We start from the raw sequence: 20,102 nt of genomic DNA on the forward strand, positions 1-20,102 counted from the left end.
TCTCCCGATTGTGGACGATATGATTATTAACCACACACAAAACCATAACCAGTAGAAGTTGAAAAACCACTCCGGGAGGGGAGATGACTTTCGACAGGACTGATAACGACAGCATGCTGCTGTCCTGCACACTCTCGCCAGAAGAACAGGAATACTCATTCAATGAGGAAGATTCCGCTGAACGGCAAGAAAGACTTTCCAAACTCCGCGACCAGATTCGGGCCGGAACCTATCGCCCTGCCATCGGGGAAATTGCCATCAATCTGGTCCGCTCCGAAGCCAAAATCAGCGGTTTTAACTGATTTAAGGCTGTCCCACACCATTTTACTTTACCTTCACGCCACATGCATTTAAACTTCCGGCGTTTGTAACCGGAGGTATGATGTTAGTTGTAATAAATGTGGATGACCTTGGACTGCATCCGGCTGTTCGCCGTGCTGTGGATCGACTTGCCAGATGTGGTGATGGACGCGGGATTGTAACCTCTTCCACAGTCCTTGCCAATGGACCGGATTTATCCGAATCCGTGCTTTTGCAAGACAAGCATGAAGGCTTGGGGCTTGGGGCGCACCTTAACCTGCTGCGCGGCAAACCCATCTCCAACCCGGACCACATCCCCAGCCTTGTGGATGATGACGGTCTGCTTTTCGGCAACTACACATCTCTGCTGCTGCGCTACATAACCGGACGCATCAAGCTTTCTGAAGTGGAGAAGGAATGGTCCGCGCAGGTGGAATACCTGCTCGACCACAAAGTCCGCCTAACCCACTTTGACAGTGAAAAACACATCCATGCATGGCCCGGACTCTACAATCTAGCCGGAAAAATCGCCAGTAAGTACGGCATTAAATGGATACGCCGCCCGTTCGAGCACACTCCCATGAACCGTTTTGACAAAGGCATGCTGCGCGCCCGTTTTTTACAGCTCTGCCTCGGTGCAAGCTTTCCCGGCAAGGAGCCGCGCACGGCTGATTGCGTCTGGGGAATAGGCGACCAGAAAGAGAATCTGGACCCGCAACTTTTTAAAAAGTACGTCGAAACATATCGACCTGAAATAGTTGAAATCGTCTGCCATCCCGGTCTCCCTGAACATGGTGACGAGCCGTTACCCTCTGAGTTCGGTCCCATGCGGGTTGAAACGCAGTGGAGAGAGGAATCCGAATCCCTGCTGCACAAGGAATGGCTGGCAATATTTAATGAACTGGGGGCTACCCCCATCAACTACGGGCAGATTGATCCCCGTAGCGGAGAAATCAAATAATGATAAAAGCTGAAAAATGTGAACGCGAGATTGAGATCAGCATTGTCACCCCCATGCACAACGAAGAAGGTTGCGTACGTGAATTCCACAAACGTATTACCGCCGCCTTGCAGGGGATGAGCACAACTTACGAAATTCTGCTGGTAAATGACGGCTCCACAGACAGCACGGAATCCATCATCCGCGAGCTTGCCGCCGAAGACACCAACATCAAGGGAATCATGCTCGCCCGCAACCGTGGACAATGTACCGCAATCTACGCCGGGATTCAGGAAAGCAAAGGATGTTATGTAGTTATCATGGACGGAGACCTGCAGCACAAACCTGAAGAAGTTCCTTCCTTAATTGAAGAAATACGCAAGGGATACGACCTTGTTTCCGGCTGCCGCACCAACCGTGGCGAATCCATGATCAAACGCAAGCTGCCCAGTAAGATAGCCAACTACCTGATGCGCGCAACCAGCGGCTGTCAGGTACGCGACATGGGCGGTCTTTCCGTACTCAAGGGTAAACTGGCCCGCTCCATGACCCTGCGCGAAGGTCAGCACAGACTCATTCCCGCGCTGGTTTACGGCATGGGCGGTTCCACTTCCGAAGTACCCATTTCCGCGCCCCCGCGTTTTGCCGGGGAAAGCCACTACGGCCTGGCCCGCTCCATTGACGTGCTTTTCGACATTGTCATGCTCTGGTTCCAGTCCTCTTTCAAGCAGCGTCCCATCTATCTGTTTGGACGCATCAGTCTGGCCATGTTCATGCTCGCATCACTGGTCATGGTCTGGCTGCTTTACGAAAAAGTCTTTTTCGGGGTCCACATGGGAACCCGCCCCCCTTTCATGGGCTGCATCCTGCTCTATCTGAGTTCACTGGGTTTCATGTCCACCGGGTTCATCCTCGAATCACTGGCCAACACCTATGACGCCGTCATGGGAACCAAGACCTACCAGATACGGGAAGTTGTAGAGAAAGAGTAAAGTAAGCCTTCCGCTGACTTTCTTAAAACTTGCAATAAAAAACCGGGGCAGTTGAATATTCAACTGCCCCGGTTTTTTTGTTTGAAACATATTTAAAACTATAAACCACCACCAACATCCCATCCTGAGGTAATTTAAGGGATACCTTGAGGGGTGATTCAGAGGTAGCAGATAAGACAAGCCTATTTATTCTTCGCCGGATAAACCAGCAATACAACCCTGCGGTTACGTTTCTGATTCTCGGGAAGGGATTTGCCGTTCTCATCAATATTGGGATATGCAGGAGCAGTGTCGGCCATGCCTAAAACTTTAATGCGAGACTTGCTGAACCCGTTATCAAGCAGGTAGCGGGCAACCGCACTGGCGCGGGCTGAGGAAAGCTCCCAGTTGGACGGAAACTGTCTTGAGCGCATGGGGATGTTATCCGAGTGCCCTTCTACAACAACGTCATACGGCGACTTGGCGAGTGTCGGGGCAATCTTGCCCAGCACCCTTTTCGCGCCTTGGGTCAGGTCCGCCTTACCGCTGGGGAAGAAAAAACCGCCCTTGAGCACAATAGCGACAGAATCCGGACGCATCTTAATTTTCAGGGCCTTGGATTCACGCCCCACCAACCGGGCCATTTCCAGTTGCATTTCAAAAATATTACGTTGTTTCTCACTGATAACCCTGCGGGCCACCGGAGCACCTTCAAAGGTATCAGCCTCTCCCTTAGGCGGCACGGGCACACCCATGGCTGAAGCAAGGGAATCAGAAACATCCTTATATTTATTCTGATCCACGTCGGCAATAGCCAGTAAAAGCACAAAAAAACAGAGCAACAGAGTCATCATATCTGCCAGAGTAAGGGCCCAGCCGCCCTCTTCTCCGCCCTGCTGAGGCTTTTTTAAACTGAATTCATCCGACATAGTTTACTCCGCCTACTTTTTAGCCTTGACAGTAGCCCACTTACGCGGGGGCAGATAGCCCTTAAGCTTGTCCATTACAATGGCAGAAGGAGTCTTGTCTTTGATGAACAGAATACCGTCCCGGATAACCCGCATCAGCAGGGTAATCTCGTCAATTCTCTTCTCCACCTTAATAGCGATGGGCATGAAAAGCATGTTGGCGAAAAGCGCACCGTAAAGGGTTGTGGTCAGAGCAGTTGCCATGGCCGGACCGATAGCGGCAATATCGCTGCCCATTCCCTGCATCATGGCAATAAGACCGATCAGGGTCCCGATAATACCGAATGCAGGAGACAGGGTGGACATGGTCCGATAAATTCCGGCGGCACTGTATTCCTGCTCATGGTACTGCTGAATGCGGTTATCGAGAATCTCTTTGATTTCCTCTTTGGAATAACCGTCCACAAGCATCTGCAAACCTTCACGCAAAAAATCGTTTTCAATATTTTTCAGGCTACCCTCAAGATGTTCTTCACCTTTGGAGGAAACATCCTTGGAAAGGTTGACGATAACGTTGATGTAGTTTTCGAGGGGCAGTTCATCCGCGCCCATGGCCATCATGAAGACACCAAGCACGCGCATAACCTCACGCAGGGGGTAACAGATAAATGTGGAAGCAATCGTACCACCGCCAACGATAGCGATACCGGGCAGGTTGATAAATACCCCGACCGAATCAGTGGAGGTGTAGGTAGCGACCATGAGAATGGCGATACCGCAAAATATACCGATTATGGTGGCTATATTCACTTCTTATCCCCCCCTTTTATCTCCCGGACCATCTCGAAAAGCTCGGTAAGGACATCTTCCGCCTCGGTTTCATCCACATTGTCGCGCACTTCATCCTGAACGATTTTGGCAATCTTCTTGGCAAGGTTGGCCAGAATTTTCTTGCGCGCGTCATTCTCGGCAATGCTCATCAGCACACCAAGCTTATGGTAACCCAAGCGGGTGAAAACTTCCTTGAGGGTTGCATTGTCCACAAAAACGATGTCCTCAATATCCTCCAGCTCATCAATGGACTTCTTCTTTTTCTTAACCTTGCTGAAATAGTCCGGCTCTTTCTCGGAAGCCCAGTCATTAACCTTATTACGGTCGAACATGAACATGGTCTCCGGAAAATCTTCCTGCCCGATTTTCTTGTAGATAATTTTAGGATCACTATCCAACATCTTGGCGATTTCATAAATATCGACAATCTGCAGCTCGGATGTGGGAGTATAAGCAGTCTGCTGCAATTCCTTAAAAAGATTGTTGGCTACTTCAAGAAAGCTGTCCGGATCGGCGATCTGGATAAAGCGGTCCGGAAACGCCTTGCCGGTGCGCAGGTCGATAGCATTGAGAATCTTGAGACTTTTAAGCTTATTAATTACTGCGTCGATCTCAGCCTGAGAAACAAGGATTATGTTACGGATGGTCTTGCAGAGTTTGGTGTAATCAAGACCGAGGTCATGGTTACGTTCCTTGCGGGCCTGTTCCCGGTCCATGCTGATGTGGGTACGATAGGCAAGGTCTAATATATTGCAGATGCTGGTAAAGTTACTGCGGTGTCCCTTGGAGGAAATCATTTCACCGGTACGGGCCAGACGTTTGACCAGCAAACGGGTCATGTACTGGATTGTCCTTGGGCACTGGTCCAGCAGCTTGAGGATGATCTGGTCGGTTAGAATAACCAGATCACAGTACTCGGCTGCTTCGGCATTGGCGGAACGAGCGCCCTTGGAAATGATGCCCATTTCGCCGAAAATTTCGCCTTCTCCGAGCCGGGCAAGGATAATCTTCTCGTTGTTCTGGATCTTGTAGATGTTAACCGCACCCTTCTTGATCATGTAGGCTACGGAACTCTCCTGTCCTTCCTTGAAAATTTCCTGCCCTTTGTAAAAGGACTTGATGTTAGGACTGCTGGCCCCCATTAACGACTCCCTCGGTATTGCCCTGAAACAGGCAAGAAATACGAACTCCCGAAAACAACTGACACCTAAATATCCGACAAATCAACGTGTTGCGCTACGGCAAAATCAACACCTGCGGTTAATAACATATATTAGTTCACAATAAAGAACAATACACCGGAGATTTGCGTTCAAGTATAACACAAATCTATCATCCGTTGCACCTTTTCTATTTACGGGACAGAGGACTCAATCCAAAGGATTTTACCAAGCATTAAAGACCTTACCACTTGAACTAAATCCTGCTAGACTGGACAAGGCGTACATGACCCGATCCGCGAATACACTAACCGGACTTCAGGAACTGATTATGGAATGGAATCTCTTATTCGGACACCTCGCTGTTGTAGGCGGTTTTTTGCTGGCTGCGATACTGGTAATGTCCATCCTGCGTAAGCAGCGCACTTCTTCGGCCGCATTTGCCTGGTTGCTGGCAATCTTCTTTGTTCCCTATGTGGGTGTACCCTTTTATCTGATATTCGGAGGCCGCAAGCTAAAACGGGACGCCCACACCAAGGCAGACATTCATCTTGAAGTTCAGGAAACCATCCCAGCGGATGACGCCGACCCCATCGATATAATGCTCCGTGAATACGGAATCCCCGGTGCGACCAGCGGCAACTGCCTGCGGCTCTGCCCTACCGGTATTGATATATACAATGAGTTGATCAAACTGATTGAGAATGCAGAACACCAGATTCTGATCACCACCTTCATTCTTTCACGGGATGATGTAGGTAAAGACATTGTAGATAGGCTGGCCCGCAAGGCAGCATCAGGTGTAACTGTCCGTCTGCTGCTGGACGACATAGGCTCCCTGTTCACCACCCGGCGTTTCCTTAAAGAACTTATCGATAACGGCGGAAAAGTGGCTTACTTCATGCCTCTTTTCCGGGCCCCCTTTCACGGAAACAGCAATCTGCGCAATCACCGCAAGATCGCAATCGCCGACCAGACCTATGTGCTGGCCGGTGGAACCAACATCGCCAATGAATACATCGGCCCGGAGCCATGCGAGGACCGCTGGACCGATCTTTCCTTTGTACTGCAGGGCCCTGCGGTACGACATTACATTGAAGTATTTCAATCCGACTGGCTCTTTGCATCCGGTGAAAAGGTCAATATTATCCCCCCCTGCACCAAAGGTTCTGCGGTCAGCGGTGACGGAGTCATGCAGGTTGTTCCTTCCGGCCCTGACGTACCCCGTGATCCGGTGCACGATGCCCTGCTGACTGCCGCTTTCACAGCCGAAAAAAGGCTTTGGATCGTTACCCCCTACTACGTTCCGGATGAGGCTCTGGCCCAGGCCCTGCGTCTCGCAGCCTTACGTGGTGTTGACCTGCGGGTAGTGGTCCCGGCAAAGTCAAACCATTCATTGGCGGACCTTGCGCGCGGTACGCACCTGCGCGATCTGGAGGAATGCGGAGGACGGGTCGTCAAGTACCCGCACATGGTCCATGCCAAAGTCATTGTTGTTGATGACCGTCTAGCGGTTGTCGGATCAGCGAATATGGATATGCGCAGCCTGTTCCTGAATTATGAAATCGTCCTTTTCTCATACTCCGAACAAGACGTCAGACCTGTTAGCGACTGGGTACAAGGACTCATTGACGCAAGTACTGAAGGCACGGTTCCTGTCGGCCCGGTACGCGACACAATTGAAGGTGCGGCAAGACTGGTGGCCCCTCTGCTCTAAGCGGAATTTTTAGACCTGACCAAGCCGGGGATATTTTATAGATATGAGAAAACTGCTTCTGATTTTGATTTCTTCCGCAATCATGCTGCTCGGTAGTGCTGCGGCATCTTTCGCATGGGGTCCGGGTGTCCACATGGCTATCGGCAATGCCGTCCTCTCCAACACGACCGTACTGGCCGACGGAGTCGCCAGACTGCTGCTCTCCAACTCGGCAATATTTCTATACGGCTGCTTGAGCGCAGATATTTTCATAGGCAAAGGCAGTAAAGCCAAAAGACTGCACAGCCACAACTGGGAAACCGGATTCAACCTGCTGGACGAATCTGATGATGAACACCTGAAAGCATACGCACTGGGCTACCTTTCCCATCTGGCAGCGGACATTATTGCCCATAATTATTATGTACCGAACCTGATGCAGCAAGCCCGCTCCGGCAGCAGGCTCAGCCATGTGTACATTGAAATGCTGGCGGATGATCAGGTGAACTGGTCAGCGCAGGAGGCCGCCCGCCTTTTCCGCAAAGCCAACCAGGATGCCGACTTCACTCTCCGCAAACACATGGACGCAAAGAAATTCAGCTTTCTGTTCAAGAAAAAAGTATTTCACCAGACCATAGCCCTGCTGGAATATAAGGCGATCAGCAAATCCCTGAAAGTATCCCAAAAAGTCGTCCCGGCTTTTCAGCAAAATTACCTGCATTCAATTGTTGATTATTCATATCGGGTGGTGGTGGACATGCTCAACTCCCCCAAGGATGGCGTTGCTACAAATTTCGACCCCATCGGCGCGGAGAACATCGCCCTTGCAAAAGGTGCAAACAACTGGAAAACCGCCCTGAAGCGCAATGTTCCATTCGAACCACGCTTCGTGATTGATGAGAAGATTACCAGCCTCGCCAAACTTGGCGGAGTCGCCACCATGCTCAAAAGCTGACCCCTTACGTCGGTCGGCAGGACTGTTTTCAAGTCGTTAAAACTTTCATCACAGAAACACATGAATTTTGTTCTGCATATTTATTTTTTTACACTCTAAAAGTCGGCCATTTTCGCAATAACACAAATTTCGTTCGTATGAATTTGTTTTATATTCTAGCAAAAGCAGCTTTTATGTATATCCAATGCAGTTTTAAAAATATCAATGTTGTAAACTCTGATACAACATCAGCAACACATCAACACTGCATTAACACAAACATATTTAGCAAAAATTACACAGTGCTGGATAATCGATTCCTACTTTTCCGGGTCATTCGTCTGCTTGTCCGCGATTTTACAAAAATGACATTTTTTTGGTTATTTTAAAAATTACCATAAGTATATCAACTATATATCAATTCAACCTTTGTTCCAATATTGTAAAAGGGTGTGTACACCAGACATGCTTGAGAAATTTTTCACCAACGTATTGATTTTAAAATCAACGCTGTCTGAATCCTGACACAGCACTCTCTAGAGCTATTATAAATAAATACAAGATATTGATTTTATATGATAATATTGAAGTAAAACACTATGAATATTATTTGCCATGTATTTTTAAGTTTTACATTAACAGCTGTTGACTTGCATTGGACTCGGGCATAGGTGGGAATTGTGAACAACGCAAATTGAACCAAATTTTTTTGGAGGAATATAATATGTACGCAATCGGAACCATCAAGGCTTGGGCTGCTACCCGCGCAGCACGCAACGGCGGCGAAGTAAACCACAGCATGCACGCTGTGCTGACCATCGCGACCCTCGGTCTCTGGCTTCCTGTATGGACCGTAGCCGCAATCCGCGAAACCAAAAGCGCACAGATGAGAAGTTCTCTTGTGGACCTGCGCCACATTGAGCGTCTTGAAATCTCCCCCGAATACCGCAGACAGCTCGCGCGCATGTCCCGCTAGGGCAACGCACTCAAATTTACCGGTATAAATTTGAGTTACAGAATAGACATAAGTTTATTTTGTACTGTCAGCTTTCGGAAAATACATCTTTTGCCGCTTTACATGGTAAGCCGGTAAATCTTTAAAAACCCGGTCCCTTGTGATCAGTTGCGAGTGGGCCGGGTATATTTCAAATGAGAATCCATTTCCGTGGTTTCTTTTCTCAGGCAATTTGAATATTCTTTGCCTGCCTTTCTGCTGCTTTGCCTGAAGCAGCTGTCCTGTTTCCCGCGCCAAAAACAGAACCTTGTCTAAAGTCACACGCCACATTCATGTGTCGTGGTCTTGTGCATTTCTAACTTTCCGAGGTTCAACCATGTTTGAATACGATCTTGCCCATTGGACAACCTTCCTTCTCGCCGCCCTGCTGCTCAACATCGCACCGGGACCGGATATGGCCTACATACTCAGCCATACCGTTACCGGAGGACGCAAAGCCGGATTTGCCGCCATGTTCGGAATCTGGTCCGGGGCATTTCTCTATGTAATCCTGACAGCCCTCGGCCTTGCGGCGGTTGTGGCGGCATCAGCAACAGCCTTCAACATCGTCAAATGGGTCGGGGTAATTTATTTGTTCTGGCTGGCCATTGATGCCTTTCGCTCAAAAGGAAGTGCCTTGGACATCAGGAAAAATTCTAATTCGCTGGACACTGCAGCCATCTTCAAGCAGGGCATGTTCATCCATTTGCTCAACCCCAAGGTTGCTACCTTCTTTATCGCTTTCCTGCCGCAATTCGTAGTGCCGGGAGCGGGTCCGGTCTGGGCCCAGCTCATGCTGCACGGAACCCTGATCATCGTCACCGCAGCCTTTGTGGAACCGCCGCTGATCTATGCAGGAGACCGCATCACCGGAAAATTGCGCAACAGCGAAAGATTGCAGGTCTGGCTGGACCGCGCGCTGGGGTCGGTATTCGTGGCTTTCGGGATTAAATTGGCTATGTATGAACGATAGGAAACACACTCAAATAACACTAATTTCTGCGTCCGCCGTTAGTTAACGTCGGACGCTTTTTATTAGCCCCAACAACAAGACCGGTTGCCCGCCCCCACCCCATCTGCTACTTTCCCATTACCAAGGAGCATAATCATGAAAAAAATATTACTGACCATATTCGTACTCGCATCATTAATACTCTGCGGCTGCCAGCCGAGGGTTAATTTCTTCCCGGACGGAACCGACCCTCTGCTTGAAAAAGTCCAGCAGGGTGAAGGCGACAACAAGGTACTCGTTATTTCTGTTGATGGAACCATCTCCGCCGAGGGCAAGCGCGGCCTGCTGGGCAGTTCTCCCAGCCTTGTGCAGGAAGTTTCCTCCCGCTTGAAAAAAGCAGCCGAAGACGAGGACATCAAAGCTCTGGTTCTTAAAGTGAACTCCCCCGGCGGCGGGGTTACCGCAAGCGACATTTTATATAATGAAATCGTGCGATTCAAAGAAAAGACCGGAGCCAAAGTAGTGGTATCCATGATGGATGTGGCTGCTTCCGGCGGCTACTATGTCAGCCTGCCCGCCGATCACATCATGGCCCACCCCACTACCCTGACCGGTTCCATCGGGGTAATCTTCATCCGCCCCAAAATTGAAGGGTTGATGGATAAAATCGGTGTTTCCGTGGAAGTATCCAAGTCCGGTCGCAATAAGGACATGGGTTTTCCCTTCAAGCCCGATACACCGGAACAGAAAAAGATCATTGACGGTATCATCAATGATTATGCTGAACGCTTTCAGGGGCTGGTAAAAAAGCACCGCTCAATACCTGAAAACCAATTGAAAACCATATTTACCGCTCAGGTCTTCAGTGCCGAAGGTGCTAAGAAAGCGGGTCTTGTTGACAGCCTCGGCTACCTGCCGGATGCCATTGAACAAGCGTGCAGGCTGGCCGGGATTGCGCAAGACTCTAAAGTCATCACCTATAAACGCAAGAGCTACCCCAACGATACGCTCTACAACTCCGCATCATCACAAGCAGCAGCCCCTGCACTGATCAATATTGATGCCGGGAACCTCATGCCGCCCAAGGCTGGCTTTCATTACCTCTGGCTCCCCGCTGCGGAATAATGATAGTTTCACTGCTTTGCTTTCCGGCAAAAAACATGTATGAACTGCCCGTTTGACCTGATGACAGCAACCCTTAACCGGAGAACCGAATGAAAAAAAACAGACTGATCAAGGTATTCATCCTGCTTTTTTCCCTCGCTGTTTTCAGCGCATGCACACAGGAAACCCAGAACCGTATAGGACGTTCCATTCAGAACTGGACCGGCGTAGACGGAGTTCTTGAAATTTATTCCGGTGGCAAACTGATCAAACGATTCATAAAAATCGACAAGCTTTCCACTGCTTCCGGAACCAAAGAACGCACTCAACGCCCCTACCGATTCGGTTACGGTATCCTTGATGCCAACCTGAACGGTAAAGCGGACCCCGGTGAAAACAAGGTCTACTTTGAATTCAGCGACTACGCCTGCAATTACGTATTCTTTGAAGATCCCAAAGCTAAAAAATAACTATTCCTGCCGGACCATAATGGTCCGGCATTTTTTTGCCATGACAAAATGCATAAGAGCGGCGCGTGCCCTAACAATGACGAACAGGGATAATTCTCTAATCGAGGATTTTGCCCTGATCCATGACGGTAGATGTATCCTTGAAACAGGAACATGGTCCGAACTGAAAAACGCTTTTTCAGGAGAAGTGGAAGACCTCGGCGAAGTGACCTTGGTTCCCGGCCTGATCAATGCCCATGTCCATCTAGAGCTTTCCCATTTGCGCGGCAAAACCGTGCAGGAAAAGGGATTTACCGGCTGGATCAAGTCCCTGCTTTCCAACCCCCTTTATGATCTCGACACCGAAGCTGTCCGTAACGCAGTGCAGGAGATGCGCGACTCCGGAACTGCTTTTTGCGTAGACATATCCACCCGCAATTGTGCTCAAGTAGCATCGGTCCTTGATGAACTGGGCATGGGCTTCTATGCCTGTTGCGAGGCTATAGGAGTGCAGACCCCCAAAGAAAAGGCCAAATTCTTTCCGCAAAAAGAATTTGAGTACGGGCGCGCAGCCGGGTCCGGTCATTCCCTCTACTCCACCGGAGCCGGACTTTTGCAGAGAGTAAAAAAGGCCAACGATGCAGCAGGACTGCCCTTCCCGATCCACCTCGCCGAAAATGCGGAAGAGGATGAAATTGTTGCCCACGGGACCGGGGAATTCGCCGGAATGCTCAAGGGAGCCGGACTGCTGGCAGATTGCGGCAACAAAGGTTTACGCCCCGTAGAATACGCTGAAAAGCTCGGATTGCTTGATGAATACACTCTTGCTGTCCATTGCGTTCGTGTTGCGGAAGAAGATATCAGCACCCTTCTCGAACGCAAGGTGAATGTCTGCCTTTGCCCCCGCTCCAATACATACATCGGCGAAGGTCGCGCCCCGTGGGAATTAATCCTGAAATCAGGTATAAACACCTGTCTGGGTACAGACAGTATAGCTTCAAACCATGATCTTTCCATGTGGAATGAGCTTGAATACCTGCTTAAAAACATCAAAATTTCATTATCTTCGGCTGAAGCCCTTGCTCTGGTGACCACCAACAGCGCAAGAGCCCTGAGAATAGACGAATCTTACGGATCTCTGGAAAAGGGCAAACGTGCGGTTTATACGACCGTTCCCGCCCGTCTTGAAGATCTTTTGTTTTAATACTTTTCGCACCGCAACCTAAGAGGAACACTCATGGAATGGCGACATAAGGATCTGCTGGATGTAAACCAGCTCAGCAAAGAGGAAGTGCAGCACGTTTTCGAAACTGCAACTTACTTTCAGGAAATCAACTCCCGTCCGGTAAAGAAGGTACCGACTTTAAAAGGCCATAGTGTGGTCCTTTTTTTTGCCGAACCGAGCACCCGCACAAAAACCTCATTCGACATGGCCGGAAAACGGCTTTCCTGCGACACCTTCTCCCTTGCCAAAAGCTCCAGCAGCCTGACCAAGGGCGAAACCCTCAAGGATACTGCCCTGACCCTGCAGGCCATGAACCCGGACGGCATTGTCATCCGCCACTGGGCCAGCGGCGCAGCGCAGTTTCTTGCTGAGCGCCTCGACTGCAGCATCATCAATGCCGGAGATGGACGCCACGCGCACCCCACTCAAGCCCTGCTTGATGGTTTTACCCTCTATCAGCAATGGGGTTCCCTTGAAGGCAAAACCGTCCTCATTCTCGGAGACATCGCCCACAGCCGCGTAGCACGCTCCAACCTGACCCTGCTCAACAAGATGGGGGCAAAAGTCCGCTTCTGCGGCCCACGCACCCTGCTGCCGCCGTACATCAGAAAATGGCCTGCAGAGGTCTACACCGACATCAACGAAGCCTGCAAAGGCGTTGACGCCATCATGTGTCTGCGCTTGCAGCTGGAACGCCAGCAAGACGGTCTGCTTCCCGATCTGCGCGAATATTCCAACTACTTCGGCCTCGGACATAAGCAGATTGAACAGGCCAACCCGGATGTAAAGATCATGCACCCCGGCCCCATGAACCGCGGTGTTGAAATCAACTCCGAGCTTGCCGACTGCGAAGCCAGCCTCGTGCTCGATCAGGTAGCTTCCGGTGTCGCTACCCGCATGGCGTTACTGTACCTCTACCTCACCCGTAAAAAATAAGGAGAACAAACATGACTCATCCTGAACTTGTTATCCGCAAGGCAGTATGGAAAGGCGAAGAAGTCGATCTCCTTGTTGCTGACGGTAAAATTTTAGAAGTAAAACCTTCATCTGATGAGATGTATGAAGGTGCTGAAATCGTAGCAGCCAAAGGCTTGATGGTTATGCCTTCGCTGACTGACGTGCACACCCATCTGCGCGAGCCGGGCTTTGAGTACAAGGAAGACATCGCATCCGGCCTGAAAGCTGCCGTACACGGCGGTTTTTCCAACATTATGTGCATGGCCAACACCGATCCGGTTAACGACAATTCCGTTGTTACGGATGAAATGCTGCGTAAAGCCAGAGCCGCATTCCCTGAAGGTGGCCCCAGACTTTTCCCCATCGGCGCACTGACCAAGGGATTGAAAGGCGAAGAGCTGGCTCCAATGCATGAAATGGCTGATGCCGGATGTGCCGCTTTCTCCAACGACGGCCTCCCGGTCAAAAACAGCGAACTTTTCCGTCGGGCCATGGAATACTGCTCCGATACCGGGAAACCGGTCATCGACCATTGTGAAGACCCTTATCTTGCTCCGGCTGCCGGGGTGAATGAAGGTGAAGTTTCCTCAGTACTCGGCCTTGCCGCACAGCCAGATGTTGCAGAAGCCGCACAGGTCGCCCGCGATCTGCTCATGGCCGAATATCTGGACCTGCATATCCATCTGGCCCATATCTCCTGCCGCAAATCAGTTGACCTGATTGCGTGGGCCAAAAAGCGCGGGGTCAAAGTCACCGCTGAAACATGCCCGCACTACCTGCTGCTCACAGAAGAAGCCCTGCATGGTTACAATTCCGACACCAAGGTCAACCCGCCGCTACGCACTGCTGATGATGTCAAAGCATTGCTCGCCGCAATCAAGGACGGGACCATCGACATGTTCGCCACCGATCATGCGCCTCATGCCGCCCATGAAAAAGAAGTGGAATTCATGCACGCACCCTGCGGCATTTCCGGCCTTGATTCAGCGCTATCCCTGACATGGTCACTGGTGGCGAACGGCAAACTCTCCTTCGACAATTTCATCCGCATGTGGACCACCGCCCCTTGCGAAACTTTCAATCTGCCCCTGAACAGCTTCAAGAAAGGTGATCCTGCAGATTTCTTCCTTTTTGATCCCAGTGAAGAATGGGTGCTGGATGCATCAAGCATGCACTCCAAGGGAAAAAACACTCCTTTCCGCGGACAAACCTTGAAAGGACGGGTCATAAGCCATTTCCTTAGTGGCAAAAAAATAGTATGACCTCTTTTAACAGACCGCACATAAGTCTGTTTAACAAAGGTTAAAACTAATAATTTTATATAGTTGATCAGCTGCTGCTTAGGCTGCAGGTTGTTTATTTTTGATAAGGAGATATTAATGAGCGAACCTTTCAAGGACGCGGTGGGAATTTGTAAAACCATCATGCGTAACGGCTATGATGCTTACATTATTAACGAAAGGCTTCAGAAGCTGACCATTGACGATAAAGGTGAAGAAGTCGAACTGGATATTTCCACCGAGCTTGATTTCAAAAAGCTGGCCAAACTGTTCCCAAACATCCAGCCCTCCAATCAGAAGGACATTACCGCTATTTTGAATGAAGGCGGGAACACTTTTTATTTTTACCCCTCTGAAACCAGTAATTCATCTCACCCGGAAGAATGCGTATCCCGCATGACCCCGAGACTGCTCAAAGCCCTTGAGAAAAAGCACCAGATTCCCATGTCTCTGGCCTGCCCGTACATCCCAAAGGCTCAGGATCCTTATGAAGGATTTGCTGAACTCAGCAGCGGTGAAGTTCGTTTGCTTGGTATCCCGGATCAGGCACTCAAAAGCAACTATCTGATGGGCATCAGGGCTTTGCGCTTTGCAGCCAACTATAACCTGCCCATTGAAACAAACACTAAAATCGCGATTATCCGCTCCTGCAAGCGTATTCTCGATTACGTTCCCGTGCCTGAAATCATGGACGAATGGCGCAAGGTTGAATCCGAAAACATGTACGTTTTCGTTTCCCTGCTTTTCGAAACCATGCTCCTGCACGGTCTGATCCCCGAACTTGCAGCTCTTTCCAGACTCACTCAGATTAAGAACAGCAAGACCGGCGAAACCGAGGATGTTTTTACCCACACTCTCGATGTTATGCGCCTCTACCCCGAAGAACTGCCTTACGACTGGTTCGGCGTAGTAGCATGCATGTTCCACGATGTAGGTAAACTCTACACTGCTGAAGAAGTTGACGGACGCTGGCAGTTCCTGCAGCACCACCGTGTAGGCGCAAAAGTGACCAGAAAAATCCTGACCCGCCTCAACTTCCCGCAGGAAGACGTGGATCTCATCTGCGATCTGGTACGTAACCACATGCGCTTCCAGTTCATGCTTACAGATAAAGGTATCCGTAAATTCAAGGCATTGGATGAATATCCCCGTCTTATCGAGATGGTACGTGCGGACATCAAAGCCCGCGACACCACCTATAAAGAGTTCAACCATAATATGAAAATGCTTGAACGCGCAGATATTCCTGAAGAAGCTCTTGATCCATTCCTCAACGGTAACGAGATCATGCAGCACACCGGACTCAAGCCCGGTCCCGGCGTCGGTATCATCCGCGAATCCCTGCTTAAAGCGCAGATTTCAGGCGATGTAACCAACATGGAAGAAGCCATTGAATATGTGATTGAGCAGGCCAAGAAAGCTTAACACCAGCTATAATATCAACAAGAAAAGCCTCTGGAACCATACGTTTCAGAGGCTTTTTTACGTACATACCTGCAACAGAAAATATACTAAGAACATTAATCTCTATAACCCATCAACCCACTGCACAAAATTCTTATTGACTTATGCAACACCTAAGATATTGTTTGTTACAAATAGCAACACAAAGAATATAATCGTAGCTGACTTGTAAACAACAGAGGTGTTTTTAATATATGAGCCAGAACAACATTAATTCAGATAACGATATTTCCGCAGTGCCTAGTCAGGAACAGCAAACAGATTCCAGTTTCATTGATGAAATATCAACATCAAATAATGAGAACCTGACACAATTTAACTCTGGCCATGAGAATCTACCACACAACATTGAAACACTCGGCAATCCGCTTGCGCACGAATTCAACCAACCATTAGGTGGAGCCGATGCCCTGAGCCCCAATTTCACCGAAAGCTCCACAAATACTCCCGGCGGATCGAATCCCGGAATTTCTTCCGGTCCTACCATTCACAATGGAAATGACTTCAATGATCATGGTTCCCGCTACGGCGGTATCCTCAGTCCTGCCCTCGGTATTCTCAACCCCGGGGAACAAAGCCTTGCTGACATCCAGCAGTTTGAACCGAAATTTCTAGACACTCCCCCGCAGCCGGACACCAAATCTGAAGCAGAACCGGAAGTTACCAGAGCTGACAATGAAAATGAGATCAGTTCTGACAACGTTGAGCAAACAAGTGGGGAAAATTCCAATTCCGAATCTGAATCAACATTCATAACTCCTCTGATTCCTACTGTGCAGCCGCTCGTTCAGTTTAATGATCGCATCGGTGTTGTGAAACAGCCGATAGCAGAAGTTAAGATTTCCGAGCCTGTAAAAATTGAAACTCCCACTGATCCTATTCCTGAGCCGGAAAAACCGACCCCGAAACCGGAGCCGCAACCTATTCCAAAGCCGACCCCGACTCCCATACCTGAGCCGGAACCGACACCGGAGCCTACACCAACTCCTACACCGACACCGGAACCGGAACCGGAACCGGAAAAAATCACTGTAATAAACGGTACAGACGGTCCTGACACGCTTAACGGTTATGATCACTCCACCACTATTTACGGTAAAGCCGGGAACGATACGATTACCGGAAAAAGTTCTATCGATACCCTTTATGGCGACGAAGGCGACGACCTGATAATCCCCGGACTCAACAACAATGATGTGGTGGATGGAGGAGACGGATCTGACACTGTATCTTTCACCGGTATCACCAATGATATAAACATCACCCTCAGCAGTTCTTCCAGTACTGCAACGATCGAAGATGGAACTGGAGCGGTAGCATACACCGTTAGTCTGGAAAGCATTGAAAATGCTATTGGTGGATCAGGAGACGATTATATCAGGGGGACAACAGGCTCCAACACCATTAAGGGCGGAGATGGGGACGATTCCATCTATAGTAACTACGGCAGTGACCTATTGTACGGAGGAGCCGGTAATGACACCATTTATGGTAGAGCCGGTACGAACACCATTTATGGCGAAGAAGGCAACGATTACCTTACTGACGGCAGCAACAACGACTACATCAGCGGTGGATCAGGAGACGATATTATTTCTATTAACCTCGGTGTTGATACTGCTTTCGGCGGAGAGGGTAATGATAAAATTTACGTGTACTGGGACAAAGCATATGTGTATGCGGGAGCAGGCGATGACAAGGTAATCCTGGCTGATGCCACAGGTCCATTTGCCGCCGCCAACGCAACAATTGAAGGTGGCGCTGGAGAAGACACCTTATATGGAGGTGGTGTTAGTGACTACATCTGGGGCGGTGCAGACGATGATACCATTGACGGCAAAAAAGGGAACGATACTCTTTACGGTGACGATGGTAATGACTCCATAGACGGAGGTCAGGGCAATGACTTTATTTTTGCCGGAAGCGGAAACGATAATATCGACGGCGGCAGTGACACAGACACATTGAGCTATATCAATGCCACAGGGAGTATCACTATAAATCTTGAGACCGGTAATGCGACCGGATGGGGAACGGATACCATCAGTCATATCGAATCCATTATCGGTTCAAATCAGGATGATAACATTACCGCAAACAATTCCGGCACTGAATCGATCACCGGTGGGCAAGGTGCGGACACAATTAATCTGAACAACTTAAGCACCAGCAAGTTATATTACAACGCAACCAACGAAGGTGGCGACCACATCACTAATTTCGATTCTGGAACCGACAACTTCAACTTTGCATCCTCAGGGGGCTTTTCCGACACAGCCGGATTCAAATCCTTCAATACTGACGCTGCCGGGGACGTATACGATGGCACAAATGCCGGAATCGGCAATAGCAACCCGACATTTGTGTACGACGATCACGCCAACCAACTCTGGTACGATTCCAATGGAGATGACGCCGGAGGCGCTACTCTGATCAGCACCATCGACAGTGGTGATGATGTTGTTTCCGGGGACATTTCCGTACACTGATTAACTCTAAACTATACCACCAAAAAAGCGCCCTGCCGATCCAGTCGACAGGGCGCTTTCTATTGCATTTCAAACTTCACTAAAATTCACAAATATCTCTTTCCATATCATTACGCAGGTGGCCCTGCCCGGTGGATTCGAGAACCGCACGCCAGTAATCGGAACGAATGTTCAGCTTCTTGCGCTTGATGGTTACCAGATTCAAAGGCAGATGTACGTACCGGGCCTGCAAGCGGCTGACGACCATTCCGGTCTTTCCGGCCATGGCTGCGTGGACTGCATGCTGGCCTAAGAAACCACAATAAACGCAGTCATTGGCATTGGCAGGAACCGAACGGATAATATAACTGGGGTCGATGAATTTGAGGGTAATATCTTTACCGACCTCATTAAAATATTCCTTGATGCGGCGAATGATCAGGGTACAGACATCACAGAGAACCGGGTTCCCGGAAGCGTCCTTTTCCCCGGTATATTCGCACTGCTCCTGCCCTGCTCCCTCTGCGCAGACAATAACTGCATGCTGCCGTTCTTCCAGACGTTTTTCGAGGGAACGCAGCAAACCGTATTCCCCGTCAAACTCAAAAGGATGCTCCGGCACAAGAACGAAGTTAACGTCTTTAAGCGCCAAAGTGGCCTGTGCGGCGATAAAACCGGATTCACGCCCCATAAGCTTAACCAGACCGATACCGTTAACCACACCCACGGATTCAACATGGGCGGACATGATAGCCTCGGTGGCCTTGTCTACTGCGGTATCAAAACCAAAAGACTTGGTAACAAAGCTGATGTCGTTATCAATGGTCTTGGGAACCCCGATAATTGAAATCCTGATGCGGCGTTTTTCAACCTCTTCCACAATTTTCTGGGCCGCACGCATGGTCCCGTCACCGCCGATCATAAACAGCACGGAAATATTCATCCGCTCAAGAGCATCAACAACTTCTTCAGGGTCCTGCGGTCCACGTGAAGATCCGAGAATGGTTCCGCCGAACTGATGAATATTGGCAACTTTATCAGCTGTCAGTTCAACAACATCATGCCCGTACTTGGGAATGAACCCCTGAAGCCCGAATTTGATGCCGATAACCGATGGAACTTTATAAAGATAGTGAGCCTCAAGCACAATTGACCTGATGACATCATTCAGGCCGGGACACAAACCGCCGCAAGTCACAACCGCGCATTTGGTTTTGGAAGGATCAAAATATGTAAAAGCCCTCGGGCCGGCCTTTTCGAATTCCTGATAAACATCGTTATCAGAAGAGGAATCCATCTCCTCCTCAGCAAGGTTGACCAGAGTCCTTTCCTTATCCTCAATAAATACGCAACGTTTGAGAGGGGAAGGTATTTTTGCCTTGCCCAGAACCGGAATTTCAGTATTGATCTGCTGAGTCTTGTCTGCCTTTTTAACCATTTGAAACCTCCTGCGGAACACACGGGCTCCA

18 protein-coding genes are annotated in these 20,102 nt (G+C 49.5%); 14 read left to right on the forward strand and 4 right to left on the reverse strand.

The window, feature by feature from the left end:
• Window positions 1–83: 83 nt before the first annotated feature.
• From ACNI29_RS07120 to ACNI29_RS07130, 3 genes are all read left to right on the forward strand, one after another.
• On the forward strand, window positions 84–302 hold the full coding sequence (locus ACNI29_RS07120) for a flagellar biosynthesis anti-sigma factor FlgM (protein WP_419781510.1): 219 nt from the start codon (window positions 84–86) through the stop codon (window positions 300–302).
• Between the two features lie 80 nt (window positions 303–382).
• Window positions 383–1,261, forward strand: coding sequence for a ChbG/HpnK family deacetylase (locus ACNI29_RS07125; protein ID WP_419781511.1), 879 nt, complete (start codon window positions 383–385; stop codon window positions 1,259–1,261).
• Window positions 1,261–2,232 carry a glycosyltransferase gene (locus ACNI29_RS07130; protein WP_419781512.1) on the forward strand — a complete coding sequence of 324 codons (972 nt, stop codon included), beginning with the start codon at window positions 1,261–1,263 and terminating at the stop codon, window positions 2,230–2,232. The genes ACNI29_RS07125 and ACNI29_RS07130 overlap by 1 nt, the downstream gene beginning before the upstream one ends.
• A gap of 182 nt (window positions 2,233–2,414) precedes the next feature.
• Here the strand turns inward: ACNI29_RS07130 and ACNI29_RS07135 are convergent, their stop codons facing one another.
• The 3 genes from ACNI29_RS07135 to ACNI29_RS07145 are packed head-to-tail and all read right to left on the reverse strand — an operon-like array spanning window position 2,415 to window position 5,092.
• Window positions 2,415–3,140, reverse strand: a complete 726-nt coding sequence (locus ACNI29_RS07135) for an OmpA/MotB family protein (RefSeq protein ID WP_419781513.1) — start codon at window positions 3,138–3,140, stop codon at window positions 2,415–2,417.
• Window positions 3,141–3,152: 12 nt separating this feature from the next.
• Window positions 3,153–3,929 carry a motility protein A gene (locus tag ACNI29_RS07140; RefSeq protein WP_419781514.1) on the reverse strand — a complete coding sequence of 259 codons (777 nt, stop codon included), beginning with the start codon at window positions 3,927–3,929 and terminating at the stop codon, window positions 3,153–3,155.
• The gene (locus ACNI29_RS07145) at window positions 3,926–5,092 is read right to left on the reverse strand and encodes a Crp/Fnr family transcriptional regulator (protein WP_419781515.1); all 1,167 of its coding nucleotides are present in this window, start codon (window positions 5,090–5,092) and stop codon (window positions 3,926–3,928) included. Before ACNI29_RS07145 ends, ACNI29_RS07140 begins: the two co-directional genes overlap by 4 nt.
• A gap of 349 nt (window positions 5,093–5,441) precedes the next feature.
• On the opposite strand from ACNI29_RS07145, the gene ACNI29_RS07150 reads away from it, so the two are divergent.
• From ACNI29_RS07150 to ACNI29_RS07200, 11 genes are all read left to right on the forward strand, one after another.
• On the forward strand, window positions 5,442–6,827 hold the full coding sequence (locus tag ACNI29_RS07150) for a phospholipase D-like domain-containing protein (protein WP_419781516.1): 1,386 nt from the start codon (window positions 5,442–5,444) through the stop codon (window positions 6,825–6,827).
• Between the two features lie 43 nt (window positions 6,828–6,870).
• Window positions 6,871–7,761 (forward strand): zinc dependent phospholipase C family protein, encoded by an 891-nt coding sequence (locus tag ACNI29_RS07155; protein ID WP_419781517.1) that lies wholly within the window; start codon window positions 6,871–6,873, stop codon window positions 7,759–7,761.
• Window positions 7,762–8,464: 703 nt separating this feature from the next.
• Complete coding sequence (locus ACNI29_RS07160; RefSeq protein ID WP_419781518.1) at window positions 8,465–8,716, forward strand: hypothetical protein; 252 nt, start codon at window positions 8,465–8,467, stop codon at window positions 8,714–8,716.
• A gap of 355 nt (window positions 8,717–9,071) precedes the next feature.
• Entirely contained in the window at window positions 9,072–9,707 is a 636-nt protein-coding gene (locus ACNI29_RS07165) for a LysE family translocator (protein WP_419781519.1), read from the forward strand.
• Between the two features lie 135 nt (window positions 9,708–9,842).
• Complete coding sequence (gene sppA / locus ACNI29_RS07170) at window positions 9,843–10,811, forward strand: signal peptide peptidase SppA (protein ID WP_419781520.1); 969 nt, start codon at window positions 9,843–9,845, stop codon at window positions 10,809–10,811.
• A gap of 89 nt (window positions 10,812–10,900) precedes the next feature.
• Window positions 10,901–11,260 (forward strand): hypothetical protein, encoded by a 360-nt coding sequence (locus ACNI29_RS07175; RefSeq protein ID WP_419781521.1) that lies wholly within the window; start codon window positions 10,901–10,903, stop codon window positions 11,258–11,260.
• 76 nt (window positions 11,261–11,336) lie between these two features.
• Complete coding sequence (locus ACNI29_RS07180) at window positions 11,337–12,443, forward strand: amidohydrolase family protein (RefSeq protein WP_419781522.1); 1,107 nt, start codon at window positions 11,337–11,339, stop codon at window positions 12,441–12,443.
• A 33-nt stretch (window positions 12,444–12,476) separates the two neighbouring features.
• The gene (locus ACNI29_RS07185; RefSeq protein WP_419781523.1) at window positions 12,477–13,400 is read left to right on the forward strand and encodes an aspartate carbamoyltransferase catalytic subunit; all 924 of its coding nucleotides are present in this window, start codon (window positions 12,477–12,479) and stop codon (window positions 13,398–13,400) included.
• Window positions 13,401–13,411: 11 nt separating this feature from the next.
• Entirely contained in the window at window positions 13,412–14,683 is a 1,272-nt protein-coding gene (locus tag ACNI29_RS07190) for a dihydroorotase (protein ID WP_419781524.1), read from the forward strand.
• A 117-nt stretch (window positions 14,684–14,800) separates the two neighbouring features.
• Window positions 14,801–16,126 (forward strand): HD domain-containing protein, encoded by a 1,326-nt coding sequence (locus ACNI29_RS07195; RefSeq protein WP_419781525.1) that lies wholly within the window; start codon window positions 14,801–14,803, stop codon window positions 16,124–16,126.
• Window positions 16,127–16,359: 233 nt separating this feature from the next.
• Window positions 16,360–18,654 (forward strand): calcium-binding protein, encoded by a 2,295-nt coding sequence (locus ACNI29_RS07200; RefSeq protein WP_419781526.1) that lies wholly within the window; start codon window positions 16,360–16,362, stop codon window positions 18,652–18,654.
• Between the two features lie 79 nt (window positions 18,655–18,733).
• Here the strand turns inward: ACNI29_RS07200 and ACNI29_RS07205 are convergent, their stop codons facing one another.
• Window positions 18,734–20,071: an ATP-dependent 6-phosphofructokinase gene (locus tag ACNI29_RS07205; RefSeq protein ID WP_419781527.1), complete on the reverse strand. Its 1,338-nt coding sequence runs from the start codon at window positions 20,069–20,071 to the stop codon at window positions 18,734–18,736.
• Between the last annotated feature and the right edge of the window lie 31 nt (window positions 20,072–20,102).

Origin of the sequence: Maridesulfovibrio spiralis (SeqCode) (assembly GCF_048571135.1) — a bacterium.
GTDB lineage: Bacteria > Desulfobacterota > Desulfovibrionia > Desulfovibrionales > Desulfovibrionaceae > Maridesulfovibrio > Maridesulfovibrio spiralis.